The sequence below is a fragment of the Pseudoalteromonas carrageenovora IAM 12662 genome, from assembly GCF_900239935.1.
Taxonomy (GTDB): domain Bacteria; phylum Pseudomonadota; class Gammaproteobacteria; order Enterobacterales; family Alteromonadaceae; genus Pseudoalteromonas; species Pseudoalteromonas carrageenovora.
Window position 1 is genome coordinate 17,801 of the sequence record NZ_LT965929.1, and the last position, 25,202, is coordinate 43,002.

The 25,202-nt window shown below is 40.9% G+C and carries 27 protein-coding genes; 13 read left to right on the plus strand and 14 right to left on the minus strand.

All coding sequences use genetic code 11. From position 1 onward, the window contains the following. Positions 1–21 precede the first annotated feature (21 nt). The gene (locus ALFOR1_RS16450; RefSeq protein WP_104643700.1) at positions 22–813 is read left to right on the plus strand and encodes a DODA-type extradiol aromatic ring-opening family dioxygenase; all 792 of its coding nucleotides are present in this window, start codon (positions 22–24) and stop codon (positions 811–813) included. Positions 814–931: 118 nt separating this feature from the next. Here ALFOR1_RS16450 and ALFOR1_RS16455 read toward each other — a convergent pair whose 3' ends face one another. The 3 genes from ALFOR1_RS16455 to ALFOR1_RS16465 all read right to left on the minus strand — a co-directional run bounded on the left by ALFOR1_RS16455 (position 932) and on the right by ALFOR1_RS16465 (position 2,795). Continuing rightward, positions 932–1,558, minus strand: a complete 627-nt coding sequence (locus ALFOR1_RS16455; RefSeq protein ID WP_104643701.1) for a DJ-1/PfpI family protein — start codon at positions 1,556–1,558, stop codon at positions 932–934. A 106-nt stretch (positions 1,559–1,664) separates the two neighbouring features. Next, a complete protein-coding gene (locus ALFOR1_RS16460) occupies positions 1,665–2,174 on the minus strand; it encodes a hypothetical protein (RefSeq protein WP_058550386.1) in 510 nt (169 codons plus the stop codon). A gap of 195 nt (positions 2,175–2,369) precedes the next feature. Continuing rightward, positions 2,370–2,795, minus strand: a complete 426-nt coding sequence (locus ALFOR1_RS16465; RefSeq protein WP_058550387.1) for a hypothetical protein — start codon at positions 2,793–2,795, stop codon at positions 2,370–2,372. A 479-nt stretch (positions 2,796–3,274) separates the two neighbouring features. On the opposite strand from ALFOR1_RS16465, the gene ALFOR1_RS16470 reads away from it, so the two are divergent. From ALFOR1_RS16470 to ALFOR1_RS16500, 7 genes are all read left to right on the plus strand, one after another. After that, the gene (locus ALFOR1_RS16470; RefSeq protein ID WP_058550388.1) at positions 3,275–3,952 is read left to right on the plus strand and encodes a haloacid dehalogenase type II; all 678 of its coding nucleotides are present in this window, start codon (positions 3,275–3,277) and stop codon (positions 3,950–3,952) included. 327 nt (positions 3,953–4,279) lie between these two features. Further along, a complete protein-coding gene (locus tag ALFOR1_RS16475) occupies positions 4,280–5,818 on the plus strand; it encodes a pyridoxal phosphate-dependent decarboxylase family protein (RefSeq protein WP_104643702.1) in 1,539 nt (512 codons plus the stop codon). Then, positions 5,818–7,137 (plus strand): lysine N(6)-hydroxylase/L-ornithine N(5)-oxygenase family protein, encoded by a 1,320-nt coding sequence (locus ALFOR1_RS16480; protein WP_104643703.1) that lies wholly within the window; start codon positions 5,818–5,820, stop codon positions 7,135–7,137. The genes ALFOR1_RS16475 and ALFOR1_RS16480 overlap by 1 nt, the downstream gene beginning before the upstream one ends. Continuing rightward, positions 7,134–8,312 carry an MFS transporter gene (locus ALFOR1_RS16485; RefSeq protein ID WP_104643704.1) on the plus strand — a complete coding sequence of 393 codons (1,179 nt, stop codon included), beginning with the start codon at positions 7,134–7,136 and terminating at the stop codon, positions 8,310–8,312. The genes ALFOR1_RS16480 and ALFOR1_RS16485 overlap by 4 nt, the downstream gene beginning before the upstream one ends. Before the next feature lie 25 nt (positions 8,313–8,337). Beyond that, positions 8,338–10,686 carry a GNAT family N-acetyltransferase gene (locus tag ALFOR1_RS16490; protein ID WP_104643705.1) on the plus strand — a complete coding sequence of 783 codons (2,349 nt, stop codon included), beginning with the start codon at positions 8,338–8,340 and terminating at the stop codon, positions 10,684–10,686. Then, entirely contained in the window at positions 10,679–11,317 is a 639-nt protein-coding gene (locus ALFOR1_RS16495; protein ID WP_104643706.1) for a hypothetical protein, read from the plus strand. Before ALFOR1_RS16490 ends, ALFOR1_RS16495 begins: the two co-directional genes overlap by 8 nt. Then, complete coding sequence (locus tag ALFOR1_RS16500; protein WP_104643707.1) at positions 11,301–12,380, plus strand: heparan-alpha-glucosaminide N-acetyltransferase domain-containing protein; 1,080 nt, start codon at positions 11,301–11,303, stop codon at positions 12,378–12,380. The genes ALFOR1_RS16495 and ALFOR1_RS16500 overlap by 17 nt, the downstream gene beginning before the upstream one ends. A 37-nt stretch (positions 12,381–12,417) precedes the next feature. On the opposite strand, the gene ALFOR1_RS16505 is transcribed toward ALFOR1_RS16500, so the two are convergent. Continuing rightward, a complete protein-coding gene (locus ALFOR1_RS16505; protein WP_104643708.1) occupies positions 12,418–13,284 on the minus strand; it encodes a LysR family transcriptional regulator in 867 nt (288 codons plus the stop codon). Positions 13,285–13,392: 108 nt separating this feature from the next. Here ALFOR1_RS16505 and ALFOR1_RS16510 point away from each other — a divergent pair, with 108 nt between their 5' ends. Both ALFOR1_RS16510 and ALFOR1_RS16515 read left to right on the plus strand, forming a co-directional pair. Beyond that, positions 13,393–13,893 (plus strand): lactoylglutathione lyase family protein, encoded by a 501-nt coding sequence (locus ALFOR1_RS16510; RefSeq protein WP_008130525.1) that lies wholly within the window; start codon positions 13,393–13,395, stop codon positions 13,891–13,893. A 197-nt stretch (positions 13,894–14,090) separates the two neighbouring features. Next, positions 14,091–14,534, plus strand: a complete 444-nt coding sequence (locus ALFOR1_RS16515; RefSeq protein WP_104643709.1) for a GNAT family N-acetyltransferase — start codon at positions 14,091–14,093, stop codon at positions 14,532–14,534. Between the two features lie 136 nt (positions 14,535–14,670). On the opposite strand, the gene ALFOR1_RS16520 is transcribed toward ALFOR1_RS16515, so the two are convergent. The 5 genes from ALFOR1_RS16520 to ALFOR1_RS16540 are packed head-to-tail and all read right to left on the minus strand — an operon-like array spanning position 14,671 to position 16,525. Then, on the minus strand, positions 14,671–14,976 hold the full coding sequence (locus tag ALFOR1_RS16520; RefSeq protein ID WP_227006965.1) for a S24/S26 family peptidase: 306 nt from the start codon (positions 14,974–14,976) through the stop codon (positions 14,671–14,673). 10 nt (positions 14,977–14,986) lie between these two features. Further along, positions 14,987–15,487: a superoxide dismutase, Ni gene (gene sodN, locus ALFOR1_RS16525; RefSeq protein ID WP_104643711.1), complete on the minus strand. Its 501-nt coding sequence runs from the start codon at positions 15,485–15,487 to the stop codon at positions 14,987–14,989. A gap of 11 nt (positions 15,488–15,498) precedes the next feature. Then, on the minus strand, positions 15,499–15,681 hold the full coding sequence (locus tag ALFOR1_RS16530) for a hypothetical protein (RefSeq protein ID WP_055013532.1): 183 nt from the start codon (positions 15,679–15,681) through the stop codon (positions 15,499–15,501). A gap of 13 nt (positions 15,682–15,694) precedes the next feature. After that, on the minus strand, positions 15,695–16,102 hold the full coding sequence (locus tag ALFOR1_RS16535) for a hypothetical protein (protein WP_104643712.1): 408 nt from the start codon (positions 16,100–16,102) through the stop codon (positions 15,695–15,697). Between the two features lie 3 nt (positions 16,103–16,105). After that, on the minus strand, positions 16,106–16,525 hold the full coding sequence (locus tag ALFOR1_RS16540) for a hypothetical protein (protein WP_104643713.1): 420 nt from the start codon (positions 16,523–16,525) through the stop codon (positions 16,106–16,108). A 176-nt stretch (positions 16,526–16,701) separates the two neighbouring features. Here ALFOR1_RS16540 and ALFOR1_RS16545 point away from each other — a divergent pair, with 176 nt between their 5' ends. After that, on the plus strand, positions 16,702–17,634 hold the full coding sequence (locus tag ALFOR1_RS16545) for a ChaN family lipoprotein (RefSeq protein WP_104643714.1): 933 nt from the start codon (positions 16,702–16,704) through the stop codon (positions 17,632–17,634). Between the two features lie 66 nt (positions 17,635–17,700). Here ALFOR1_RS16545 and ALFOR1_RS16550 read toward each other — a convergent pair whose 3' ends face one another. The 4 genes from ALFOR1_RS16550 to ALFOR1_RS16565 are packed head-to-tail and all read right to left on the minus strand — an operon-like array spanning position 17,701 to position 21,060. Next, the gene (locus tag ALFOR1_RS16550) at positions 17,701–18,420 is read right to left on the minus strand and encodes a HugZ family pyridoxamine 5'-phosphate oxidase (protein WP_058550408.1); all 720 of its coding nucleotides are present in this window, start codon (positions 18,418–18,420) and stop codon (positions 17,701–17,703) included. After that, on the minus strand, positions 18,417–19,205 hold the full coding sequence (locus ALFOR1_RS16555) for a heme ABC transporter ATP-binding protein (protein ID WP_104643715.1): 789 nt from the start codon (positions 19,203–19,205) through the stop codon (positions 18,417–18,419). Before ALFOR1_RS16555 ends, ALFOR1_RS16550 begins: the two co-directional genes overlap by 4 nt. Beyond that, complete coding sequence (locus ALFOR1_RS16560; protein ID WP_104643716.1) at positions 19,202–20,254, minus strand: FecCD family ABC transporter permease; 1,053 nt, start codon at positions 20,252–20,254, stop codon at positions 19,202–19,204. The genes ALFOR1_RS16555 and ALFOR1_RS16560 overlap by 4 nt, the downstream gene beginning before the upstream one ends. Beyond that, positions 20,251–21,060, minus strand: a complete 810-nt coding sequence (locus ALFOR1_RS16565; RefSeq protein WP_104643717.1) for a heme/hemin ABC transporter substrate-binding protein — start codon at positions 21,058–21,060, stop codon at positions 20,251–20,253. The genes ALFOR1_RS16560 and ALFOR1_RS16565 overlap by 4 nt, the downstream gene beginning before the upstream one ends. A gap of 139 nt (positions 21,061–21,199) precedes the next feature. On the opposite strand from ALFOR1_RS16565, the gene ALFOR1_RS16570 reads away from it, so the two are divergent. Beyond that, entirely contained in the window at positions 21,200–23,281 is a 2,082-nt protein-coding gene (locus tag ALFOR1_RS16570) for a TonB-dependent hemoglobin/transferrin/lactoferrin family receptor (RefSeq protein WP_104643718.1), read from the plus strand. Between the two features lie 182 nt (positions 23,282–23,463). On the opposite strand, the gene ALFOR1_RS16575 is transcribed toward ALFOR1_RS16570, so the two are convergent. Further along, positions 23,464–24,144: a hypothetical protein gene (locus ALFOR1_RS16575; RefSeq protein ID WP_104643719.1), complete on the minus strand. Its 681-nt coding sequence runs from the start codon at positions 24,142–24,144 to the stop codon at positions 23,464–23,466. Positions 24,145–24,251: 107 nt separating this feature from the next. Here ALFOR1_RS16575 and ALFOR1_RS16580 point away from each other — a divergent pair, with 107 nt between their 5' ends. After that, positions 24,252–25,127 carry a LysR family transcriptional regulator gene (locus tag ALFOR1_RS16580; RefSeq protein WP_104643720.1) on the plus strand — a complete coding sequence of 292 codons (876 nt, stop codon included), beginning with the start codon at positions 24,252–24,254 and terminating at the stop codon, positions 25,125–25,127. Positions 25,128–25,202 lie beyond the last annotated feature (75 nt).

Consider the following 25,202-nt stretch of genomic DNA (forward strand, 5'->3'; position numbering starts at 1 on the left):
ATAGACTAATTAGGAAATAGCATGGCTCAGCCCGCTTTATTTATTTCACATGGCTCGCCAATAATGGCAATTAAGCAGTCGGCTACCTCTGATTTTTTAACATCGCTTGGTAAAACGCTTAAAACACCGAGCGCTATTGTTATTTTTTCGGCTCATTTTGATGTTGCTAACGACAACTCAAGCCACAACATAGTAATTACTGCAGGCAAAGCGCCCAAAACCATCCACGATTTTTATAATTTCCCTGCCCATATGTATAACATTAAATATCCCGCACCGGGCGAGCCTTCACTTGCTAACGATATTGCAGCGCGCTTTAACGACAAAGGTATTGAGGCCGAGCTTAATGCAAGCCAAGGTTGGGATCATGGCGTATGGATACCTCTGAGCTTAATGTACCCACAGGCTAATATTCCTATAGTGCAGGTGTCTATAAATACTCGCTTAGGCGCAAAAGCTATGTACGAATTCGGGCAGTTACTCGCCCCACTTCGTGAGCAAAATATATTAATTATTGGCTCCGGCGGAATTAGCCACAACCTACCCGAAATATTTAAAAAGCCATCTACACCTAATCGCGTTCAAATGGTTAATGAGTTTACTCAATGGGTTGAACAAACGCTTTTAGCGCAAGACACAGCAGCACTGTTAGATTATTTAAACCAAGCACCCCATGTGTTATTTAACCACCCTACCCAAGAGCACTTTTTACCATTATTTGCCGCAATGGGTGCAGGCGGCACGCAGGTTAAAAAGCTCTTTAGTGATACCGAAATGAATATTTTAGCGCTCGATGCGTATAAGTTTTATTAATTTTAATTAGTACAGTGCAAGCACCTAGTCGTATATTTAATTAAAGTGTAATGGGGGTTTACAAAGCGTATGTTGGGTTAAGAGCTGCAAAGCCCAACATAAATTTATAAAATAGGCTTTAACGCAGTTTTTTAATGTAATTAGATGTGGCGTTATTTTTATGTGCGTCACCATAAATAATTGGTGACGGATAGTATTCTGCGTCTAACTGTATGTTTGAGGCTACATCATCACCATAATAATCAGCAATAAAAGCAAGACACATATCCATACCTGCGGAAACACCAGCACAAGACCAAATATTACCATCTTTAACAAAGCGCTCTTCAATAACAGTTACAGTGTTATCTTTTTTAAGATGATCTAAAAAAGCCCAGTGGGTGGTTGCCTTTTTATGCTTAAATAGCCCTGCTTTTTGCATTAAATACATACCAGTACATACAGATAAAATACTGTGGCAGTTTTCAGCAGTTTTTTTAAGATAATTAACAACGTCAGGGTCGTCCATTGCTATACGCGCACCACTGCCGCCAGGTATAAATAATACATCGGGCTGCACTGGGTCAGTAAAGTGATAATCGGCACTAAAACGCATGCCGTGCTCACCTGAGGGAGTCATAGAATTTAGCGATATTAATTTGGGTTTTTCACATAACCCCTTTTCTGCCAGCAGGCCTATTAGTTCCCAAGAACCAACTAAATCAAGCTCTTCAACTTTGTCATAAATTAAAAAATATATTTTCATACTATGTTCCTTAGTCCTTTAATTTTTTTAGCTTTTAAATAATTTGCCTAACAGGGCTTTCACATAACTGAGAAAGCCTTTTTATTTAAGCTATAGAGCCAGAATTTTATGCGTTTATTAAATCATTACTTGGGTCAATTTTATTTTTTGGGCACATTTCTCTTCCTGTTGGGTCTGTGCCTAAAACACTCTCATAAAGGCCACTTAATTCTTTAATCGGCCGGCCTTCATCATCGGTTATAAATAACCCCCAATTTACATATTCGTTATCTTCAACAACTTCGGGGTCATCCATTAGGTAAGTCATACTAAATATCATTTCTGCACCAATACATCGGGCGAACTCTGTAATCGCATTTTTGCTGACGCCTGCATCTATCATTTCTTTGATGGAGTGCATCATTCCGCTGTATGGGCCATTATCAGTTGGATCATAATTTTTTAAGATGTGCTGAATCCATTCATCGTTGTCTGGAACGACATTACTCCACGCACCCTTTAAAAATAAAAACCTAGCCAGCTGAGGGATACCCTCTTCTATTTCGCTCTCTGCCCACTGTTCAGGGTTAGAAGCTTTAAACTTTCGAAAGATTTCGGTTAACTCTTGTTTGTTCATTACGGGTACTCTAATTAGTTGTTAGATGTGGCTTTAAACAATCTACTTTCACTTAATTTGTGATTCCACATAGCTTTAAAAAGTCATGTCGTTGTAGGTACAAGTGATCAATTAATTTTTACCACTGTTTTAGGAACTTTGTATCTAGCCTCTGGTTTATTTGGCTATAAAATAGGGGAGCTAGATGAGTCGTAATTACCTTCGATAGTCGTCACCTGAGTATTTGTAGAGTAATTTACTTTTATAACCAGTTCCTGTGAGAAGGTCTTTTAGAAAGTTATCCAAATATATATTGTCAGATTCTGTACATGATTCTGGGTTTGTCTTTGAAAAAAATAGAGTCCACGCGCAATCTTTTTGCTCAGCAAACCTATAAATACTTCTGAGATCTTTATTAGGCAATATATCAAAATACCACTTGGGAGACTCTTTTATAAATTGCCCATACGTGTACTCGAGTTTCGGATCGCTCGATGGATCATCAATATTTTTGATCCCACCTTTATCCTTCCATTTGTATAATTTTCTGTAGCCCTTTTCAGCTAAATACGCATTAACGTTTTTAACTATATCTTTTTCATCACTACGGTCGCATATTAAACCATACTCAACAGCATCCATTTGAGACTCCATGTGTTTTAAATATTGGCATTTGTATTTATACAAAAGCTAGTTGCTCGAACTTATTGAAGGTCAGCATTTTCGTAACTATCTTATAGTCATAATTTTGGAGTACCAAGCGTTTGTTAAACTTTAAATCCCTAATTAATGCTTGTTGATTTTTACAATAACTCTAATAGTTTTATTATGACTTTATTCCACCGCTAAATTTACAACAATTGCGAACTTTAATTTAAAAGGTATTAGTTTTTAGCTCTTAGATTGAGTTAGACCTGCCTTAATTTGTGTCCTCTTACCCAAAATTAATTATGGGTGGCTACTAAAATAATCATCCATATAGATAAAATCCTTTCAATTATTATTATTTTAATGCTCTAACTTTTAAAACAGACAAGCTTTGTTAATTTGAGCAAGTGTTCAAAGTAAGTTAAGCTCAAAGCGACTAATCTACAAGTAATTTAAATTTATTGGGAGTAAACATGGCAACCACACTTGCATTTGACGTATACGGCACGCTTATAAACACTCACGGCGTACTGTCCTTACTTGAAGATATGATTGGCGATAACGCGCAAAACTTTTCAAATACATGGCGCGAAAAACAATTGGAATATTCGTTTAGGCGCGGATTAATGCAAAACTATATTCCGTTTTCGTTATGTACTAAACATGCTCTCGATTACGCGTGTTTATCGCATAAAACGCAGCTTAGTGATGACCAAAAACAGCAATTGCTTGAGCAATATAAAATTTTACCGGCCTTTGATGATGTTAAAAAAGGACTTGAGCAACTTAAAGCACAAAACTACCGATTGTTTGCGTTTTCTAATGGCGCTGCTGATGCGGTTAATAAATTGCTCGAAACCGCTGGCATTAGTGAGCTTTTTGAAGGTGTTGTAAGCGCCGACGATATGAAAACATTTAAGCCAAATCCAGGTGTTTACAGCCATTTCTTACGCGAGACCAATTCAACGGGCGCAAACACGTGGCTTATTTCGAGTAACCCGTTTGATATAACCGGCGCTATTTCGCATGGTATGCGCGGTGCGTGGATAAAACGCTCAGAAGATTCTATTTTTGATCCGTGGGAAATTCAGCCTAATACGGTTGCCACTGATTTAGTAGATTTGAAAAATAAGCTCGAAGAGATCAATTAAGCTGCATTTTTACTGTTATACCCCTCTTTACCGCTTAAGTTGTAAAGAGGGTTTAGCCCTTATTTTGTTAGTCCGCCTAAAATACCCAAGCTTTAAATTAACCTTTCCCCAATTTTCAAACTAACAAATCTTTACTAATTAGAGTGCACTTTAAATATTTGCATAGCTCATTTTATATACTCTGTTAGTTTTAAATGTAATTCCTTATAACTAATTACTTTCCCTTGAGTACGATAATAACCTTATATTTAGTCCTTAATCATTATTGATAATGCAAATTGTTACCATTAAGATCCTTGAACCCAAATAAGTACCAAGGACCGAAATATGTCACAATTACAAACCGCACAGCTCAGCTCTGTTCAAAACCAAACTTTATTTGAGCAAAATGGCCTACCGCCGCAATTTAATCTCGACCAGTTTATTAACTATCAAATAGCGTCGCTGCAGGGGCTTTCGGCTGTACAACAAGCTATGGCTAAAGCGCAAAAGCCGTTTTCTGGCGTGGCGGTTAATACGCTTGCCGCCACTGTAAATGATGTAGATTTAGCTAAACCTCTCGCTGATTTCCCGGCGGTATTAAACGAGCTTAAAAGCGTGTATTTAGATCACGCTGTGTATTTTCATCACCCGCGTTATATGGCGCATTTAAATTGCCCCGTCACGTACCCTGCAGTTGTAGCAGAGCACATCATTGGCGCAATCAATACCTCGGTAGATACTTGGGATCAAAGCGCTGGCGCGACCCTTATTGAACAAAAATTAATAGATTGGAGCTGTGAAAAAGCAAAGCTGCCAAGCACTGCCGATGGCGTTTTTACAAGTGGTGGTACGCAATCGAACTTAATGGCGATGCTTGTTGCACGCGAAGTAGCTGTAAGCCGTTATGCAGCAAATCATGAAGTAAAGCTGCAAGGCTTGCCTGATGTAGCCTCGCGTTTTCGTATTTATTGCTCTGAGGTGGCGCATTTTAGTATTCAAAAGGCAGCAGCATTATTGGGCTTAGGTTATAACGCGGTAGTACCTGTGGCTACAAACAATAAAATGCAAATGGATATGGATGCGCTTAACCACGCAATTGCGGATTCTAAAGTCAAGGGCGATTTACCTATCGCCGTGGTTGTTACCGCCGGTACAACCGATTTTGGCTCAATTGACCCAATTGAAGACATAGCAAAACTTGCTAAAAAAGAGCAGCTTTGGTGCCATGTTGATGGCGCATACGGCGGCGGATTACTGGTAAGCGAGCATCACCGTAGTGCCCTAAACGGTATAGAACAAGTAGATTCAATTACCATAGATTACCATAAATCGTTTATGCAACCGGTTAGCTGCAGTGCGTTTTTATTAAGTGACAAACGCCACTTTAGCCATATTACCCTTTACGCCGACTACCTTAACCCATTAGCTGAGGCCGGCAATGGCACGCCAAATTTAGTTGATAAAAGCTTACAAACCACACGCCGTTTTGATGCCCTAAAGCTTTGGTTAACACTGCGCACCATGGGCGAAGCACCACTTGGGCGAGCGTTTGATAAAGTAATTGGCCTTGCTCGTCAAACCCACATTGTGCTTAACGACCACCCTGATTTTGACGTTATAAATTACCCAGAGCTTAGCGCACTGGTATTTCGCTTTGCGCCAGAGGAGCTAAGACATAACCCCGATTTACTCGACACTCTAAACCTACATGTTCGCCAAACATTCTTAAATACTGGTGAAGCCATGATTGCGCGCACCAAAATTAACGGCCGTCATTACCTTAAATTTACGTTACTTAATGCCCAGTGCCAATTGAGCGATGTGCGCGCCGTGCTTGAACAAATTAGCACTATTGCGTGGCAAACGTATAAGGAGCAAAAATAATGAGTAACCAACCTTATGACTTTATAGCCATTGGCCTTGGCCCGTTTAATTTATCGTTAGCGTGTTTAAGTGAGCCACTGGAGGGCGTGAAAAGCTTATTTTTAGAGCAGCGTAGCCAATTTGATTGGCACCCCGGAATGATGCTAGAAGGTGTTACTTTGCAAACGCCGTTTATGTCTGACTTAGTGACCCTTGCAGACCCTACCAGCAAGTACAGCTTTTTAAATTATGCCAAGCTTAATAACCGCTTATACCCATTTTATATTCGCGAGAGCTTTTTTTTACTGCGTAAAGAATACAACCTCTATTGCCAGTGGGTGTGCTCGCAGCTTAGCAACGTAAGTTTTGAGCAAAGTGTAACTAAGGTTGAGTTTTGCCCGCAAACTCAGTGCTATACCGTTACCTGTAAAACCCCAAATGGGGAGCAGCACTATGTTACGCGCCACTTAGTGCTTGGCACTGGCCCTGCCCCATACATTCCTGATTGCGCAGTGCAAAGTAATTCTAATAACGTAATGCACAGTAGCGATTTTTGCCATCGCCTTGATGAGCTAAAAGCAGCTAAACGCGTTACGGTTGTAGGAGCTGGGCAAAGTGCGGCTGAAATTTATCACACCTTATTACAACAAGCCGTGCCACAAGGTTTACAACTAGATTGGATTGCGCGATCGCCGCGTTATTTTCCGCTGGAATATACTAAGCTCACCCTTGAGATGACTTCACCTGAGTATGTTGATTACTTTTATAATTTAAAAACTGAGCAACGCGATTGGCTTAATCAAAATCAAAAAAACTTATTTAAAGGCATTAATGGCGATTTAATTAATGACATTTTTGACACTCTTTACGCGCAAAGCCTAGATGGGCCCATTTCTACCACATTTAAAACTAACAGCAAGCTTACTAATACACGTAAAAGTGCTGGTCGCTTAGTCACTGAGTTTTACCATCAAGAGCTAAATGAAGCCTTTGAAATAAAAACCGATTACTTAATTTGTGCCACAGGCTTTAAATACAAGCGCCCTGCTTTTTTAAACCCCATTGCACAGCAACTACCAGAAGATGAACAAGGCCGCTATTTAGTTAGCCGCGAGTATGCGGTAGACACCGACCAAAAACGTATATTTGTACAAAATGCAGAGCAGCACACCCATGGCTTTGTAACCCCCGACTTAGGCATGGCGTGTTATCGCAACAGTATAATTTTGCGCGAAATACTCGGTTATGCGCCGTATCAGGTTGAGCAAAAAATTGCTTTTCAGTGTTTTGATTTAAGCGATGTAGAAACCCATTCACAGCAAAAGAGTAACGCCGCATGAGTTTACGTTTAGCGCTTATTTTGCTTACGGTTATTTCGGTAGTGTGCGACACCTTATTACTGCCGTTTTATCCGCAATTTTTTGCCAGCGAATTTTCTGTAAGTAATCCCACACTTATAGGGGTGTTTGTAGCTAACTGTTGTATTACCGTTATGCTCGCATTGCCCCTGTGGGCAAAGGTTGCCAAAAAATACCACGAGTTGGCTCTTTGGCTTGTAACGCAAGTGATTGCCGCCTGCTTTGGTTTGCTTTGTTATTTTGCAACTAACGTGTGGGAGTTCTGGTTTTATTATCAGCTTATGTTGGTGCTTAAAGCCAGTTACCTGCTTATTTACCCGTTTGCACTGCGTTTAGAGCAGCAAAGTAAGCACCTTTCTATTATTGGCTTGTTTTCGGTACTTATGCACTTTGGTGCTATTGGCGGCGCGTTAGTGGGCGGGTACTTTTTTAGTATAAATGCACCACGTTATGCATTGTTATTAAGTGCTGCGGGCGATGTAATACAAGTGCTGCTGTGTGCCTATTTAATGGTGAGCTTAAAGTTAGGTATTTATCAGCACGCGATTGAAAGCGAAAAACCACGTACTCGTACACCGTATTTTATTTGGCAATTTTGTTTTATAAGCGTGGTTGTTTACTTTAGTGCGTTTTTAATTAGGCCGTTTTTTACTACCCATTGGCAAGGAATGAGCGCGCAAAGTAGTGCATTCCAAAGTGCGCTTGTGTACGCCATTCCTGCTTTTTCAGCGCTACTTATGCTGCTGTTTAACCACTTTAGGCAGCACTTACCTCTCCCTACGCTTAGTCGCACCAGTACATTTTCGTGTGCACTTATTTTTGGCGCTATTGGGCTTTATTTACAGGCGCAAGAGTCGGTGTGGTTAGTTGTCAGCTCTCGCGTTTTATACGGTATAGCGCTGTTTCAAGTCATGGTTTTATTAGAAGTGATGTTATTTGCTAAAAGCGAGCCTGCTCACTACGGCAGTGATTTTGCCAAAGTGCATGTTGCGCAAAATATTGGCGTTATTTTAGCGTCGTTATTAGTGGGTATGAGCGTGGAATATTTTAATACCACCGTGCCTTTTTACTTTGCTGCCATTGGCTTTGCAAGCCTTGGCGCTATTTTGCTATGGCGCGTTAAATTTGTTGGCCAAGCTGCACACACAGCCACTTAATAATTAAAAAGATTTAGGAGTTTTTATGTATTTTTCATCTTTTGTAACCACGTTACAGAACACCGGTAATGTGACTATGCGGTTACTACAACAAAGCGATATGCCCATAATTTGCCAGTGGCTTACACTACCTTACGCCCATTTTTGGGGGATGAGTAAACACACCCCCGAGCAAATGTGCAGCGCCTACCAAGATATAATTAACAATCCGCACCATCATGCCTATGTTATTGAGCAAAATAATGAGCTACTTGCCTTAGTTGAGCTTTACAACCCTGAGCACGACAAACTACTCGCAGCCGCCTATGAGGTAATGCCAAACGATACCGGCATGCATATTTTACTTGCCCCAAATACACAGCCTAAACGCCATTTTAGTTTTGAAATAATGCAGTGCGTATTGCACAGTATTTTTACTCATAATGCCGACGCACGCGTAGTAGTAGAGCCCGATATTGCCAATAGTAAAATTCATACCTTAAATAAGCGTTTAGGCTTTGTGCATCCCCAGCAAATTATCCTTGGTGATAAAAACGCATACCTTGGGTTTTGTAATAAAGCCGCATTTGAAACGCATATAGATTTACATCACAAATCGCAAACGCCAATAAACACCGACTATATAAAGTTTGACCACTGGCAATGGGCAAACAGGCACTTACAAAGTAAAGCCATTAGCGAGCTGGTACACGAGCGCTTATTAGTTGCAGAGCATACCCCACAAGGTTTTAAAGTTAATATTGAAGGGGGTTACTTTATATTTAATGGCCGCGCTATGGCGCTTAATCATATAGATATAGACGAGCCAAGTTTATGCTTTTTTAACCTTAATAATGAGCAAGTAGAGCTTGATGTACTGCACTTTTTTAGTGTGCAAGGCCCTGCGCTTGGTTTAACTGGCGAGCGTTTAGCCACCTACCTTGAAGAGCTTAATGCCACACTAGCGAGTGCCTGTTATAAACGCGAAAACAACACGCTTAGCGCAGCCGAACTTGCGAAATTAGGGCTACAACAAATAGAAGCGGCAATGAGCGAAGGCCACCCTGCGTTTGTGGCTAATAATGGCCGTATTGGTTTTAGCAAAACCGACTTTTTACGCTATGCGCCAGAAGTAGGAAAACCGTTTAAAGTGCTGTGGTTAGCGGCGCACAAATCAGTATGTGATTTTGCTTATAGTGAATACTTTAGTGATTACCCAAGCCATATTAGTGGTGAGCTTGATTTAACTACCCGTGATGCGTTTACCAAAGCGCTAAAAGCACAAAACCTAAACCCTGATGATTACCTTTTAATACCAGCGCACCCGTGGCAATACCAACATAAATTAAGTGTGGTGTTTGCCAACGAGTTTGCCAATAACCGTTTAGTGTATTTAGGTGAAGGCGACGATTTATATCAAGCGCAGCAATCTATTCGTACGTTATATAACTGCTCACACCCGCATAAGCCGTATTTAAAAGTGGCGCTGTCAATTTTAAATATGGGTTTTATGCGCGGGCTTTCGCGTGCTTATATGGCGGTAACCCCGGCTATAAATGATTGGGTGTTTAATAAAGTAAACCACGACCCAACACTTAGCGCGTGTAACTTTACTGCACTAAGAGAGTACGCCACCTTAGGGTATGCGCATCATACCTTTGAGCAAAGCGCATTGGGCGATACACCGTATCGTAAAATGTTTGCCTGTTTATGGCGCGAAAACCCAAACCATAACTTACAAAATAATGAGCAGCTCACCACCATGGCCGCACTACTGCACCTAGATAACAACGGTAAAAGTATGGCAGGTGCATTAATAGATCAAAGTGGTTTAAGTACACATGCTTGGCTGCAACACTATTTTAACGCCTATCTTATCCCGTTAGTGCATTGTTTTTATGCCCATAAATTAGTGTTTATGCCGCACGGCGAAAACCTCATTTTAAAGCTTAAAAATTCAGTCCCTGTGGGCGCTTACATGAAAGACATTGGCGAAGAAGTAGCGCTGCTTAACAGCACCGAGTCCCTACCAGAGAAAGTATCGCGTATTCACATTACTATGCCTAAAGAGCTTGAATTACTAAGTATATTTACCGATGTATTTGACTGCTTTTTCAGATACCTTGTAGCTATTTTAGTAAGAGAAACGCGCATTACCGAGTTGGATTTTTGGAACGGCGTTGCGCAAAGTGTAAAAGCGTATCAACAAGCCAACCCTGCCTTAAACGAGCGTTTTAAAGAGTATGACTTTTTTAGTGATGAATTTGCACACTCTTGCTTAAACCGTTTACAGCTTGGCAATAATAAGCAAATGGTTGATTTAACCGACCCCGCAGGCAGCTTACAGTTTGCCGGAAGTTTAGATAACCCGGTATCGGCAAAGCTGTATGGCTAAGCCCATAACCCTTGCGCACTTTTTATTTTGCCCAAATGAGCCGGCTGCTGCGGCTCATCCAAGCTTAGATTTAGTGCGCAAATTAGCGATTCATTGCAAGGCGCATTACCCACATGCGCCTACGCAATTTATTAGCCGACATTTATATTTGCAGCTTTGTTGGCAAACTATGTATGCCTATTGTTATTGGTATACGTGTAAACACAACGCGCATAGCCCCATGCAGTTACAGCTCAAAATTAATGGCGCTTATAGCCGAGGGTTTAACCTCACAGGCGCGCCTATATTAAGCAAAACTGAGCAAAATAATGTACTTATTGAGTTTATTAACTGTGTAGGTAAGTGGATAAATAGCGATTATGCACTTAGTAAAAAAGAGCAAGGGCGCTTATTACTCGACACCCTAAATAGCGCATTTGAGCGCGCCCATAGCTTAAATTTAGCAAGTGCTGAGCACATTACACATTGCCATCAACAGCTACACAATTTAATCAGCAACCACTTTAATTTAAACACTCCATTTAAATTAACGGCCGAGCGCTTAACGTGCTGTCGTTATTATTTAGCAGGTTATAACAAATGCCAAACCTGCCCTAAAAAGGATATTAAAACCAATGAACACACGACTTAAAACGATAGACCTTGCCCGAGGTGCGAGCGTTTTTATTATGATTTTGGTACACACTTTATGGATGTACTCGAGCACAACACTTCAAAGTGAAAGCCTATTTGGTGCTGTTATTCATATACTTGGCAAAGGCACCGCCTCGTTTTTAGTGGCAATGGGGCTGTCTTTGGCGCTTTCGCGCAGGCAAACCCCAATGTTATTAATTAAGCGTGGTATACAGCTTTTACTCCTTGCGTATTTAATGAATGCGGCAAAATTTTGGCTACCCATTGAGGTGTTTAATACCATGCCCGAGGCGTTTATAAATGCCTATGGCTGGCAAAGCCCATTGAGTGCTGGGCAGTTACAATTTATGGTGTTAACTGGTGATATTTTACAACTTGCAGGGGTGAGTTTAGTGCTGTTTGGTGCGCTTAATATTGCCCGCTGGAAAACCACATGGATTGCATGTTTAGCTGTGGCTATTGCACTTGTAAGCCAGTTTGTTAGGGGGCAGCAGTTTGCGCTTTCGCCTTATATTAGCGATTTGTTTTTTGCTAATAACTACCAAGTTTATTTTCCGGTATTTCCGTGGATAAGCGCTATATTAACCGGCTACGTGCTTGGGCGTTTATACATAAATAGTCAGCATAATGCTGCGTACTTATTTAGCGTGTGCGCAAAGTTAGGGGCTGCATTATTAGTGATTGGTTCAGCATGGTTATTTATTGATTTTAACGGCCAGTTTGGTAACTTTTTTCACTTAAATGGCGGCGGTATTATTTATTTAATTGGCTTAAATTTATGTGCATTAGCCTTAATAGAATATGCCATTGCAAATAAATTTAATGGCCCTATTACCCGCGCTCTTTTATATGCGAGCAAACATGTAACGGCCCTTTACATTATTCAATGGGTGCTAATTTGCTGGTTTATGGGCGTATTTGGTTATCATACTCAGTCGCTTTGGCCAACGTTGTGCTTAATGGTACTTATGAGTTTATTAACTTTTGCAGTGCACAAAGTGTATTTGCAAGCTAAGCAAACCATACTCGCTATTAAGCAAAAGCCTAAGCGCATAGCATAAATTGTAAAGGGGCTTTACGGGCGCAGTTACACGCGCCCTAACCTGCTTTTATTGCTTCAATTACTGTATTCATGCGCTTTGCCATTGGCCTGTTACGATGATGACACACATAAATATTTTCGCTGATTGGATTAGCTAAATGGTGCGTTTTTATAAGCGCTGGTTTATTAAATGCGCCCACCGCATAGGCAGGTAAAACAGTAAAACCTAGCCCTAAACATACTGGTTCGAGTATTAAACTTATTTGGTTAGAAAATCCCGTACGCTTAATTTGATCAACATGTTCAAACTCGCTGTAGTTTTCGCTAAATAATAGCTGCGCGTGGTGTTTTGCATCGGGATGACCAATAAAGCCAAGTTCACATAAAACCTCCCATGTTGGGTTTTTAATATGTGCGGGGGTTACTAATAATAAAGCTTCTTGGCCAATTTTATGGCTGGTAACTTCGCTAAGCGTGGGGGCTTGGGTTAAAAAGCCTATGTCGGCGCTGTGGTTTGCCACCGCTTGCTCTACACTGGTATTAGGTGCAAAGCGATAATCAATATTAAGCTCGGTATGCTCAGCCTGTAATGCTAATAATTGGCTATAAAATTGTAGCCCACAACTACCAGGCGATTGTATTTTTACTAGGCCGCTGTAAGGCGAGTCATCTTTTAATTGTTGTTCTAAAAATTGCCATTCTTTTAATAACAAGCTGCCTTGCTGATACAAGTTTTGCCCATGGACGGTAAGGGTAAATTGTTTGCCGTGGCGCTCTAATAGCGCACATTTTACTTGCTGCTCTAGCTTTTTAATATGCTGACTTACCCCTGATTGGGTCATAAATAAGCGCTCGGCGGTTTGGGTAAAATGATTTACCTCAACCAACGTACAAAGCGTGTTTAACCATGTAGGGTTTATCATTACAAAACGTACTCAAAATGATGATTAATGATAATTTTACTTAATAAGTACAGGTTCGTAAACTAACTCCATCAACTTAGATAAGTCACACGTTAAAGAGGAAGCATTATGAGTCATACATATCCACGTAGTTTTTCGCACATTGGTATTTCAGTACCAGATGTTGAAAAAGCCGTAGAGTTTTACACTAAGGTGATGGGTTGGTACACCATAATGGAGCCTACCGTGATCACTGAAGATAACAGCCCCATTGGCGAAATGTGTACCGATGTATTTGGTCCAAATTGGGAAAAATTTAAAATAGCGCACCTTTCAACAGGCGACCGTATTGGTGTAGAAATTTTTGAATTTAAAGACCAAGAAAACCCTAAAGACAACTTTGAATACTGGAAAACCGGTATCTTTCATTTCTGTGTACAAGACCCAGATGTAGAAGGCTTAGCGGATCGTATTGTTGCTGCAGGTGGTAAAAAACGTATGCCAGAGCCACGTTACTACTACCCTGGCGAAAAGCCATACCGCATGATCTACATGGAAGACCCGTTTGGTAACATCCTTGAGATTTACAGTCACAGCTACGAGCTTATTTACAGCGCAGGCGCTTACTAAGTCGCACTTAGCTTAAAGTACATAGTTTAAAACAAAGGCCGCAGTATTTATTACTGCGGCCTTTTTGTGTTAAATAGATTTGTAGATTATTAATTTGGCTAATTTAGGGTGTATAAAAATCAATATCTTCATTTGATTGATTATAGGTACATACACTGATAGCTTACCCATTCCACAAAGTTGTACAAAAGAAAAATATTAAACTCTCATTGGAAGACATCACCGCCGATAACTACGAAGCCGTATGCGATTTAGGCCTTGCTAAAACACAAGAAGAATACCTAGCGTGTAATATGTCCTCGTTAGTTGAGGCGCACTACAATAGCGGGTATACCTGTAAAGTTATTAACCTAAACAGTACTCCTGTAGACTTTTTTATGTGGGTACAAGAAACCCCTACAAAGGTTTCTATTTGGCGCTTTATGGTTGATCAAACTTATCAAAATAAAGGCATTGGGCGCAAAGCACTAGGCATGGCAATTGAGCAAATAAAAACCACTCCAGGCCTTTGCGAAATTGAAATATGCTATAACCCGAGTAACTCAATAGCCAAAGATTTTTATACAAGCTTTGGGTTCAAGGAAGTGGGCCTCGATGAAGATGACGATGATATGTTAGCGATTATTAAAATTAGCAGCTAACTCATTCATAAGTAGGTCGCTAATTTTAGTGAGCAAACCTCAATACACTAACCGAAACACATGCTTTAAACCGCCTTGCAAGCCGCTTATATTATCAAGCTAAAGCTTATTATGTTGTTGCAAAATAGTCTTACTTTTATTTTATGTAGCGAGGCTGTTTTACATGAAATACTACGCGGCCTAAAATATTTCCTTGCTTGATTAAACCAAGCTGTTTTGTACTTGTGCTACTGGCATGGTCACCGCTTAATAGGTAGGTATTATGCAGCCCTATATGGCAAATACGTTTGATTATGCGCCCATACCTTGGATGCTCTACCAGTACTACATCACCTAGTTTGTAGTTTATATTTGGCCAGCACATGCTCAGTACATAATCTAAATCAAAAAAAGTAGGAGTCATACTCTGCCCCCTTACTTTGCTTATGTTGCACTTTAACACAGCGTGAGAGCTAGGCGCTTTTTAGGTCTGGGTAGACCACGTGCTCGCTTGGCGGGTAAGGGCTTTTTGCTTGATAGGTTGCAATGCCTTTGGTTTGCCAAAACGAGTCTGCAAATTGATTTACTAGCGCGAGTAATTGTTCAGCGTGTTCGCGCTCTATATGTTGTTTACACTTTGATGCAGTGAGCATAATTGAATGCACTAATGCATGCGTATCTGGAAACTGATCAAACTGAGGCTGTTTAAAGTAGTCGCCCCAAATTACGCGTACTTCTTCTTTTACTTTAGCTGCATGAATTTCTTTTTCGCGCACTAACCGCGCAAGTTGTGCAGTATTTGCCACTGATAGCGGTTGTTCTAATTCGTTAATAATATCTATAAATCTTATTACGCTTAATGCTGCTATTTGTGCCGTGCTTGGGTCGTATATTTTGCAAGGAATATCGCAATGTGCTGCTGCACTTTTAAATTTTAATAGTTTATCTAGGCTGTTAATAAATGAGTAAAGCATGCTGCATTTCCTTATGATTTATTGCGCTTGGCGCGTTTGTAAAATGAAAACGAAAAAGCGGCTACTACGGCTATAATGGCCCCATAAAACAGTAGGTGTAAGTACGCAGCAGACCAATGCGCGTGGTCATGACCTTCGTGGGCAAAAAGCGGTAAGCTCACCATGGCTATAAAAATAACGAGTAAGTTTTTCAATTGTTTATCTCCTTTAATTTAGGCTTTGTGTTGCAAGCGCTACGGGTGAAAATGAATAGGTTTTAATAAAAATCATGATCTCACGGTGGTTTTTGCTTAACCCCCATAATAAAGCGCTCTGATCGCTGTAATCATTGGCATTATTAAGTTGTTGCTCTAAACGCTGTTGAGCTTGTTTTAATAAACTGTAGGCTGAGCCGCATTGCGTTTGCTGCGCTAGTAACGTCGCTAAATTATGATGGGCGACCAACATGGCACATACAACGGCTTTATCTGTAGGGTGAGCGCTTAGCAAGTTGTTAGATAACGACAAAGCAACATGGTAGTGGCTTTTAGCACTTTTAATATTGCCGTTGTTAAAGCATTCGTTACCTGCTTTTGTATAGCCTTGCCATTGTAGATATTCGCTTGAACTGCTCATGCGCTAGTGCTCGGTGAGGTGCTGAGGATGTTGCAGCGCCAGCTGTTTTAGCTGAGCGATACATGTAAAAACAAGCTCACTGAGTTTGTCGTCACAATAAAACAGATCGTATAGCAGGCTAATTGATTGTGCTAAGGCGTTATGGGCTGCGTGTTTTTCGCCTAAAAAATACAGCGTGGCATACAGGCGCTCTGTAAGTGAAGTTATTTGTACAAGCTGCGTTTTATCGGCGTAAATATGCATTTGCGTTAGCAGCGTAACGCTTTCTAGCGCACTACCTAAATGCGGTAACGCCTGTGCAAACTGATACCGTTTAAATAAAGCCTCGCCACTTAATTGTGCGGTTTCAATATCTATAAGTGCTTGTTTAGGTTGGCACAAAATATGTTGTTTATGCCTAGCGCACAGAAATGGCAAAGCCATAATATGTTCCTCATTTATTTACTTGCTAAAACTGTAAAGCAGAAACACAAATAGATCAAATGATAATTGTTTTTATTTGCATTGGTGTGTTTTGTGTTTTATTGGGGTGGCTTAAAGTGCATTATAAATATATGATATTAATAATCATTTGTATTAACGGGTTTTGAAGGGGGTGTATGAAAAAGTCTATGTTCGCTCTGGCGTTAGTAACTGGTTTAAGTGGTTGTAGCACAACAACTGTGCTGCCCGATAAAAGCTCATCATTATATTACTCAGCACTTTATAATGCCCAAGCAAAGCCTGTTAGCTCTGTATTATTAGAGCCTATGCTATTAAATGCCGATGTGGTTTTAGTGGGTGAATGGCATACACACCCGGGCGTGCATTTATTTCAGGCTGAGTTATTTGAGCAATTAAGTAAAAGTAATAAACGCACTGCCCTTTCGCTAGAGCAATTTAGCCGTGCCGACCAGCCTATTTTAAACCAGTACGTTAAGGGTGAAATTGGTGAGCAATACTTAATTGATAACACCCAAGCGTGGCCTAATTACAAAAGCGATTATCGTGCGCTTATAGAGCTGGCAAAAGCGAACAATAGCGATGTAATAGCTGCAAATGCGCCTAAAAATATAGTCACCTGTATTGGCAGGCAAGGGGTAAGTTATTTAAATAAACTTGATGAAACACGGCAGAGCTATATTGCAGCCGCTATTGATACATCCCCCAGTGATTATAAACAACGTTTTATGGCATCAATGCACCATGGTTCGCCCAGTCAAAACGAAAACTATTATGCTGCGCAAGTTACCTGGGATGAAACTATGGCTGAGTCTATTGTTAACTATTTAAATAATCATAAATATGCGCAGGTAGTGCATATAGCGGGCGATTTTCATGTGAAAAATGGCGAAGGTATAGCGCGTGTTATCAAGCGTTTAGCGCCAGAGTTAAATGTTGTCTGGATATCGCCGGTAACAAGTGTGCAAGCTAATCAAAGTGGATATCAGTTGCAGGTTAACCCTTTGCCACCCCGTTATGTACAAAAAGAACATCAGCAAGCCGCTTTTAAAGCTTTAGCTAAACGAGGCGAGCAAACATCTTGCTTATAAAATAGCGACATAGTTAGTAAATCTCTTAACCAGAGCTCAGGTTAACTATGTCGTCATTTATTTAGTTTAGTTACTTCGAGCTTGATTGGTTAGCTCAACCAGCGCTTTACGAACCTCTAGCGGGCTGTTGCACTGGGTTTTAAAATTGATAAAGTAATTACGCTTTTTACTTTGTATATAAAAGCCTGTGGGTAATAAGCCGCTCATTATTGGTGTTTTATCAGCAACGTTATAGTGCTGCATTAATATGAGCGACATAGCATCTTGATGATCTTCATTCATATGACTTATCATGCTTTGCTGTTGGCCTTCGTCCCAGTTTTTTGCCTCGTTTTGCCATTCGTTTTGCTCAAGCCAAAATATTTTGCCAAAGCCACCAATGTAACGCACACGAATTACGTCTAATTGCCATAATTGAAAGTCGTGCGCGTTGCGATAGCTAGCAGCTTCGGGATATAGGGCAATATAGTTATTAAGTAAGGTGTGTGCTTGCTCGCTTGGCACAACAGAGCCGTCGCCTACAAGCGTTACTCGCCCGTGCTCGTTCTGATCGCCGTAGTCGGCGGCGTCAAATACGGTAAGGCTCATACGAGAGTCGTGCTTTAGGTTTTTAGTGTGCTGGGCTATATCGCTAATAAAAAAGTAAACACGGCCTTGTTCGTCGCACATATAAGGGGTTACTGAGCCAAACGGGTAGCCGCGTAAATTATTAGAAATAGTCGACATAACACCGGCATTGGTTTTGTAAACCAAGGTGCGTGCATCGTTTAATGCTTGCTCTCTCATAAAAACTCCTGACGTTGAGAAAAAACCATGGGTGCATCGTGATAAGGGTGAGGATTTACGTGCAGTTTCATGGCGTACATTTGTTGTAAGTTTTGCTCAGTTAATACGGTGTTTATAGGCCCACTTTGCAACACTTTTTTGTTGTGCAGCAAAATAGCGTCGGTTGCATAAAGGCTGGCCAAATTTAGATCGTGTATTGCAATAATGGCGCTGTTACCCTGTCCTACAAACGCTTTAACGCAGCTGAGCAAAGCATGTTGATGGCGCATATCAAGTGCTGATGTAGGCTCGTCGAGCAGCATTAGTTTTGGCTCGGCCGATTGTGTAAAGGCATTTAGCTGCGCTAAAGTTCGAGCCATATGCACGCGTTGTTGCTCCCCGCCCGAAAGCGCACTTACGCGACGATTTAAATAATTACTTAAATCCATAATTGCGGCGTATTTATGTACTTTTTCGCTTTGCATTTTTAATGACTCTACATACGGGTAGCGGCCCATTGCAATAAGCTCAAATACTGTAAAATCAAACCCTACGTGGTTTGCTTGCATCATAACTGCGCGCTGTGTGGCTAGGTTTTCTTTAGCGTGAGCGGCCAGCGGCTTGTTATTAAAAAGTACACTACCGGTAAAGGGGTGCATACCCGCTAAGGTATGCAGCAAAGTAGACTTACCTGCGCCATTTTCACCAAGTAGTGCAACAAGCTGCCCTTGTTTAGCGCTGCCATTAATAGCGTTTAAAACGGTATGGTTGCCAAAGCCAACGCTTAAATCATCAAACGTGATCATGACCAACCTCGCTTATTTTTAACGATTAAATAAATAAACAATGGTGCACCCAATAGCGCGGTAATAATGCCAATGGGTAGCTCGGCGGGCATTATTATAATGCGTGCTAACCAGTCAGAAAGTAGCAATACCACTACGCCAATTAGCATACAAAGCGGCAGCATATTACGTAAATGCGGCCCCACCATTAAGCGGGCAATATGCGGGACTACCAAGCCAACAAACCCTATCAAACCAGTAAGCGCTACAACCGCACCTACCCCTAATGCAACAAGTATAATTACATATAATTTAAGCTTATTAGTGTCTACTCCTAGGTACTGAGCTTGGGATTCGCCAATAAGGAGTAAGTTCATGGGCTCTTTTAACCGCCACAGGCCAACAAGGCTAATAAAAAGTAAAGGTGCTGCTTGAATTATCGTACTCCAGCTTGCCCCGCCTAATGAGCCCATGGTCCAGTAATTTATTAATCGCAATGCACTGTCGTCAGCAAAAAAGCTCAGTAGCCCAATAACCGCAAATGCTAACGCGTTAATAGCAACCCCGACTAATATAAGTGTGGTGATATTAATTTGCCCTTGCTGCTTGGCAATTAAATATACCAGCGAGGTAACACCAAGCGCCCCTAAAAACGACGCATAAGGTAAATACAACTGCGCGTTAAAATTAAACTGCGCGCTAAGTGCTATAAACGCCACAGCAACCATAGCCGCACCCGCACTAATGCCAATAATAGATGGGTCGGCCAGCGGGTTACGGCACAGCGCTTGGGTTGCCGCCCCTGTTTGGGCAAGCACCAACCCTACAAGCACTGCAAGCACAAAGCGTGGCAAACGTATTTGCATCACCACATTAATTTGCAGTGCATCAAACTGATTAAAGCGCTCGGGTGCAAGCCAAGCAATGGCTAAACGCCAATCCCACCCGGCTGGACCGTACCCTATGCTTAGTAGTGCCAAAGCAAAAATACAAACAGAGGCTAATAGCATCCATTTATGAGTTTGGCTAAGTGTTATGGGCACAAAGCGGCTCAATGTTAGGGTGTTCATAAGCGGGTTTTATACTCGTTAAGCTCATTAATTGCTGTGGCAATACGTGGCGACATACCAAGCGAAAGCAGGCTATCCATAACAAGTAAGTTACAGCTTTGCGCAGCTTTTAATAAGCGTAGGTTCGGTTGCTTACAAAAAGCCTGCTTGCCGCCAATGCTTTGTACAACATGCTTTGGCGCAACTAAAAAGTCAGGCTGATTTACAGCAAGTACTTCGGTATTAATTGCTTTAAAGCCTGAATGTGTAGCGGCTATATTAGTAATGCCCGCATAGCTAAATAATAAATTAGGCACGGTTTCTTGCCCTGCGGCAACAAGCCCGCGCTCATTAGCTGAGAGTAAAAATAGTGCGCTGTGTGTTTGCGCTTTGGCTTTTTCAGGTAATGAGTCTGTAATGTGCTTAATAAGTGATTGCGCTTTTTGTTTGGCGTTTAAGTCGGTACCAAGGCGTTTAATTAGCTCAAGTAGCTCATTAACTGAGGTGGGCTTTTTATAATGAATTAGTTTAACCCCTGTTGCCTCAATTTGTTTAAGTGCTTGGCTTCGCCCTGCGCCTTCAAGCGCTAATAAGATGGTTGGGCGCATAGAAAGTACGCCTTCTGCCGCTAAATCACGGTAATAACCCACTTGTGGTAATTGCGTAGCTTGCTGCGGGTACATACTAGATTGATCAACAGCTACAAGCGTACTTTGTTTGCCCAGCGCATAAATTATTTCTGTAAGGGTGCCGCCAGCACTAATAACGCGCTCCTGTGCAAGTGCAGGTTGAGCGACTAAAGCAAACAATATAAATAGGTATTTCATTCCATACTCCGGTTTTATTTTTTGGCTATTATAACTAGTTAAATCTAAATGAAAATGATTATCATAATTAATTGATCTTATTTTGGCTTAGTTGTAACATCTCGGCAATAAATAATAACTATTATCATTTGGAGTTAAAATGAATCCCTCTGCATTTAAATTTACTGCTATAGCAACCTTATTACTCGGATCGGGCACTGCATTTGCCGAAAACATAATTGACGATCATATTGTTGTGAGTGGCTCGCGCTTTGAACAAAAGCTTAAAGATGTAACAGGCTCAGTTAATGTTATTACCGAGCAAGATATAGAACGCCAGCTAGCTGTAGATTTACAAACTATGTTTAAATACGATTCAAGCATTGCAACCACTGGCAGTGGTGCAGGCGCGCAAACACTCACCGTACGTGGTGTTGGTGGTAACCGTGTTGTATTTATAAAAGATGGCCGACGCACTAACGATGGCTACGCAGGCGGAGGGGGTTATTTAGTTGGACGTAATTATTTTGATGTAGCAAGTGTAAAACAGGTAGAAGTAGCCAAAGGTGCTGCATCATCTTTATATGGCTCTGATGCACTCGGTGGCATTGTGGTTATAACCACTAAAGACCCTAGTGATTATTTAAAAAATAACGACAGCTTTGTAAAAATGGCGCTTGGGTACCAAGGTCAAAGCAACCAAATTGCCGCTGATATTACCGCTGCAAAAGACTTAGGCGACTTTGCAGTAAGCGCCGTGTATAGCCACCGCGACAGCGAAGAAGTACAAAACTATGACGAAAAATTACCCGGTTATGATGCTAAGTCGGATGCTTTATTAGTTAAATTTGAGCAGCAGCTTGATGAAAAGCGCACACTTAAATACACCCTCGATTACTTTAACCAAACAACTGAGCAAGTTATTACTTCTGCCGTTCAAGAAACCGAAGAAGACGACACTAATTGGTCGCTAGCGCTAGATTACCATTCAGAGGTAGCAACAGCGGCGTTTGATAAATGGCACGGGCAAGTGTCTTACAGCAGTTACGAGCAACAAAGCGATCAAATTAGTGGCGCAAGCACCTACACCGATTATAACGACTATCGCTTTGAGCAAAATATTTTAGGTTTAAAAGCAGTATTTAATAAAGGGCTTAAAGGAGAAACCACCGATCACGAAGTGGTATATGGGGTAGATGTAGACTTATACGACATCACCCGCCCTCGTTTTAAAACACGTGTTTTAGCCGATGGCACCGTTGATTTTACAGACCAAAAACAAAAAGCGTTTCCGGGGGCTGATACATCTTTAATTGGCGCTTATGTGCAAGACAGTATGTCGTTTAAAAACAGCGCGTGGTCGGTTATTGCAGGTGTGAGATATGATTACTACACCTTAGAGGCTAAAAATGATGAGCTATACGCCGACTCGCAGCTTGATGATATTACCGAATCAGCTTTTTCGCCTAAGCTAGGTGTTATATACCAAGTAGATGATAACCTATCGTGGTATGGGCAATACGTGCGAGGCTTTAAAATACCACCACACGACCAAGCCTATCAAAGCCACGGCGTTGAGCCGTTTTATCAAATATTACCAAACGCTGATTTAGACCCAGAGAGCAGCGATTCATTTGAGCTTGGGCTTAGATACGCAAGCAGTGATTTTAGCGTGAACTTAAGCGCGTTTTATGCAGCATACGATGACTTTATTGAAACGGCCGTTGTGGGTGTTGAGCCAACATATATTCCTGGCGTAAACAAAACGCTGTATCAGTATCAAAATATTAGCGAAACACAAATAAGCGGTGTTGAAGCAGGAATTGCCATGTATGTCGCTGAAAATATACTACTAGAGGCAAACGTGGCCTACGTTGATGGTGAAAATAAAGAAACCGAACAGCCACTTACCAGTATTAGCCCGTTAAACGGCTCAGTATTGTTGACCACAGAGCTTGGTGACATTAACTGGACTGCTGCATGGCGTTTAGCTAAATCGCAATCGGACGTAGTGCTTGATACAAATGGTGATAAAACCACTCAAGGGCATGGCTACGGCGTTGTTGATTTATACGCAAACTACGAATGGCAAGCGTGGCAATTAAATGTAGGAGTACTTAACTTGCTTGATAAAGAATATGTACCCTTTGAGCTAATTGCAGGGCAATCTGCAAGTGCTGATGTTAGCCAATACAGTCAACCAGGGCGTAACTTTTCAGTAAGAGTTAGCTACCAGTTTTAATTAACGCTTAATAAATACAGCAAACGCTGCATGGGAATGCAGCGTTTACTTGTCACATATTTACTCAAGTTAAATTTAAATTACTTAATGGCAAGTATGTTTAAGCAAATTTGTACACACTTAATGCGAAGTAACACTTTATAAAACCAGTGCTTTTTAAGCTAAAGCGCTGCTAGAATTTTTTAATTTGCTGCAAAATCGCGAGTTTCTAAATAGCTTGGGGCGCTTTTAAAACAGGCCTTTAGCTTACTTGCAAGCGCTGTGGTTGCTGGTGCATCACATTTTAATTTGCCATTATATTTTCCGTTAGTTAGTGCTACTAAACTGAGTGAGTCATAACTTGGTTTACTTTGTATTTTATGAATCACCAACCCTTGCCCTGCAGATAGCTTTATTAAATCAAACTCTTCTTTTTGAGGTTGTGTTATAGCGAGCTTTTTTACATATAACGGACTTTTAAAGGTCAGCTTTGTCGAAAACAAAGCCGTACCTCCGCGCTCAAAATGGCCATTAAACACAGTGGTATTTAATGTGGGTGTCAGCTTATTTATTAATAAATTTAAATCAAATTTGGTTGGTAAAATGGTGATCCGAGTTTGTTTTTTTAGTGACTCGTTTAGTGCATTTTTGATTATTTTAAGATGGATGTCATTGGTAGTTACTTCATACACTATTTGGTAGTTGTGTGGGGGGGCATATAAAGGCATGTGGCTGGCTAGTACTTTATCGCCAGCTAATATAAGTGCCATGCCATGAAACCCCACATAGCTGTGGGCTTTATGTGTGTTGTGTGCCTTGTGCTGAGGGTCGCTTGCTAGTGCTGCGCTTGAAAATAAAATAAAAATTAGCAGTATGTGTTTCATGTTAATGCTCAAAAATAAATATAGCGTCACTATAAGCTGATTTATATGTATAAATAATAGATAATAAGTTGTTAGTTGTTTCCTTTTAATCAATACGGTTTGGCGCTATGCATTTAGATGACATTGAAAAAGTAATTCATATGGCGGGTTCGCAAAACCTGCACACAACCGCTAAGCATTTTAATATTACCCCAGGGGCGCTGTCTAAAACGCTAAAAAAAGTTGAGGCAAACTTAGCCACGGAGCTGTTTAATCGTGTGGGCAAAACCTTAGTACTTAATGATAAAGGCAAAGAGTTTGTTAAGCACAGTAGTGATTTAGTTCATAATTACCAGCAGCTTACTAGCCGCTTTAAAAGCGATAAGCATAAATTTAATGCAGTTATTGCAGGCCCTGCAATTTTACTTAAAAGTGGCTTAAAAAAGTTACTTACCCCTCTTAGCAACCTGCCCTGTTCGGTACGTATTAATAATGTGTTTGAAGGTGAAGCCATAAGCCAAGTTGCATCAGGCGCGGCGCATATTGCGCTAGTAACTCGCGAGGCACTAAATAATAGCTCACACGCTAATTTAGTGGCGGTTGATGTATTTAATACTGGGTTTAGTGTGGCTGCGGCCGCTGCGCATCAGCTAGTACAAACTGGCTCTTTAACGCTTAATAAAAATCAATTACTAGAGCTTGCTTTTGCATGCCCTTTGTTTTCACCCCTGTGCGGCCTTGAGCAAGGTATAGGCTCCGACGGCTGGCAAGATAATATTGCACCGCGCAATATTGTATTTAGATGTAGCGATTACAGTGCATTAATAGAGGTAGTTCAAAGTGGCTTGGCGTTGGCGTATTTACCTAACTTTGTGATTGATGATTTAGGGCTTACAAAATTAACTGTAAAGGGGGTTAACAGTCACTACAGTGAAAGCATTGTAATGATATACAAACCTTCAAAGGCCGATGGTTGGCTTAATAAACTTATGCATTCTTTATAAAAAAGCGCTTAAAAATATAAAGCGCCTTAACCACTACATTAAGACGCTTTAGGATGAAAACTTTAATTTGCTAGC

Coding starts and splice junctions, on each gene's coding strand:
- ALFOR1_RS16450 (WP_104643700.1), top strand. CDS start 22: ATGGCTCAGCCCGCTTTATTTATTTCACATGGCTCGCCAATAATGGCA.
- ALFOR1_RS16455 (WP_104643701.1), bottom strand. CDS start 1,558: ATGAAAATATATTTTTTAATTTATGACAAAGTTGAAGAGCTTGATTTA.
- ALFOR1_RS16460 (WP_058550386.1), bottom strand. CDS start 2,174: ATGAACAAACAAGAGTTAACCGAAATCTTTCGAAAGTTTAAAGCTTCT.
- ALFOR1_RS16465 (WP_058550387.1), bottom strand. CDS start 2,795: ATGGATGCTGTTGAGTATGGTTTAATATGCGACCGTAGTGATGAAAAA.
- ALFOR1_RS16470 (WP_058550388.1), top strand. CDS start 3,275: ATGGCAACCACACTTGCATTTGACGTATACGGCACGCTTATAAACACT.
- ALFOR1_RS16475 (WP_104643702.1), top strand. CDS start 4,280: ATGTCACAATTACAAACCGCACAGCTCAGCTCTGTTCAAAACCAAACT.
- ALFOR1_RS16480 (WP_104643703.1), top strand. CDS start 5,818: ATGAGTAACCAACCTTATGACTTTATAGCCATTGGCCTTGGCCCGTTT.
- ALFOR1_RS16485 (WP_104643704.1), top strand. CDS start 7,134: ATGAGTTTACGTTTAGCGCTTATTTTGCTTACGGTTATTTCGGTAGTG.
- ALFOR1_RS16490 (WP_104643705.1), top strand. CDS start 8,338: ATGTATTTTTCATCTTTTGTAACCACGTTACAGAACACCGGTAATGTG.
- ALFOR1_RS16495 (WP_104643706.1), top strand. CDS start 10,679: ATGGCTAAGCCCATAACCCTTGCGCACTTTTTATTTTGCCCAAATGAG.
- ALFOR1_RS16500 (WP_104643707.1), top strand. CDS start 11,301: ATGAACACACGACTTAAAACGATAGACCTTGCCCGAGGTGCGAGCGTT.
- ALFOR1_RS16505 (WP_104643708.1), bottom strand. CDS start 13,284: ATGATAAACCCTACATGGTTAAACACGCTTTGTACGTTGGTTGAGGTA.
- ALFOR1_RS16510 (WP_008130525.1), top strand. CDS start 13,393: ATGAGTCATACATATCCACGTAGTTTTTCGCACATTGGTATTTCAGTA.
- sodN (WP_104643711.1), bottom strand. CDS start 15,487: ATGCTTTACTCATTTATTAACAGCCTAGATAAACTATTAAAATTTAAA.
- ALFOR1_RS16535 (WP_104643712.1), bottom strand. CDS start 16,102: ATGAGCAGTTCAAGCGAATATCTACAATGGCAAGGCTATACAAAAGCA.
- ALFOR1_RS16540 (WP_104643713.1), bottom strand. CDS start 16,525: ATGGCTTTGCCATTTCTGTGCGCTAGGCATAAACAACATATTTTGTGC.
- ALFOR1_RS16545 (WP_104643714.1), top strand. CDS start 16,702: ATGAAAAAGTCTATGTTCGCTCTGGCGTTAGTAACTGGTTTAAGTGGT.
- ALFOR1_RS16550 (WP_058550408.1), bottom strand. CDS start 18,420: ATGAGAGAGCAAGCATTAAACGATGCACGCACCTTGGTTTACAAAACC.
- ALFOR1_RS16555 (WP_104643715.1), bottom strand. CDS start 19,205: ATGATCACGTTTGATGATTTAAGCGTTGGCTTTGGCAACCATACCGTT.
- ALFOR1_RS16560 (WP_104643716.1), bottom strand. CDS start 20,254: ATGAACACCCTAACATTGAGCCGCTTTGTGCCCATAACACTTAGCCAA.
- ALFOR1_RS16565 (WP_104643717.1), bottom strand. CDS start 21,060: ATGAAATACCTATTTATATTGTTTGCTTTAGTCGCTCAACCTGCACTT.
- ALFOR1_RS16570 (WP_104643718.1), top strand. CDS start 21,200: ATGAATCCCTCTGCATTTAAATTTACTGCTATAGCAACCTTATTACTC.
- ALFOR1_RS16575 (WP_104643719.1), bottom strand. CDS start 24,144: ATGAAACACATACTGCTAATTTTTATTTTATTTTCAAGCGCAGCACTA.
- ALFOR1_RS16580 (WP_104643720.1), top strand. CDS start 24,252: ATGCATTTAGATGACATTGAAAAAGTAATTCATATGGCGGGTTCGCAA.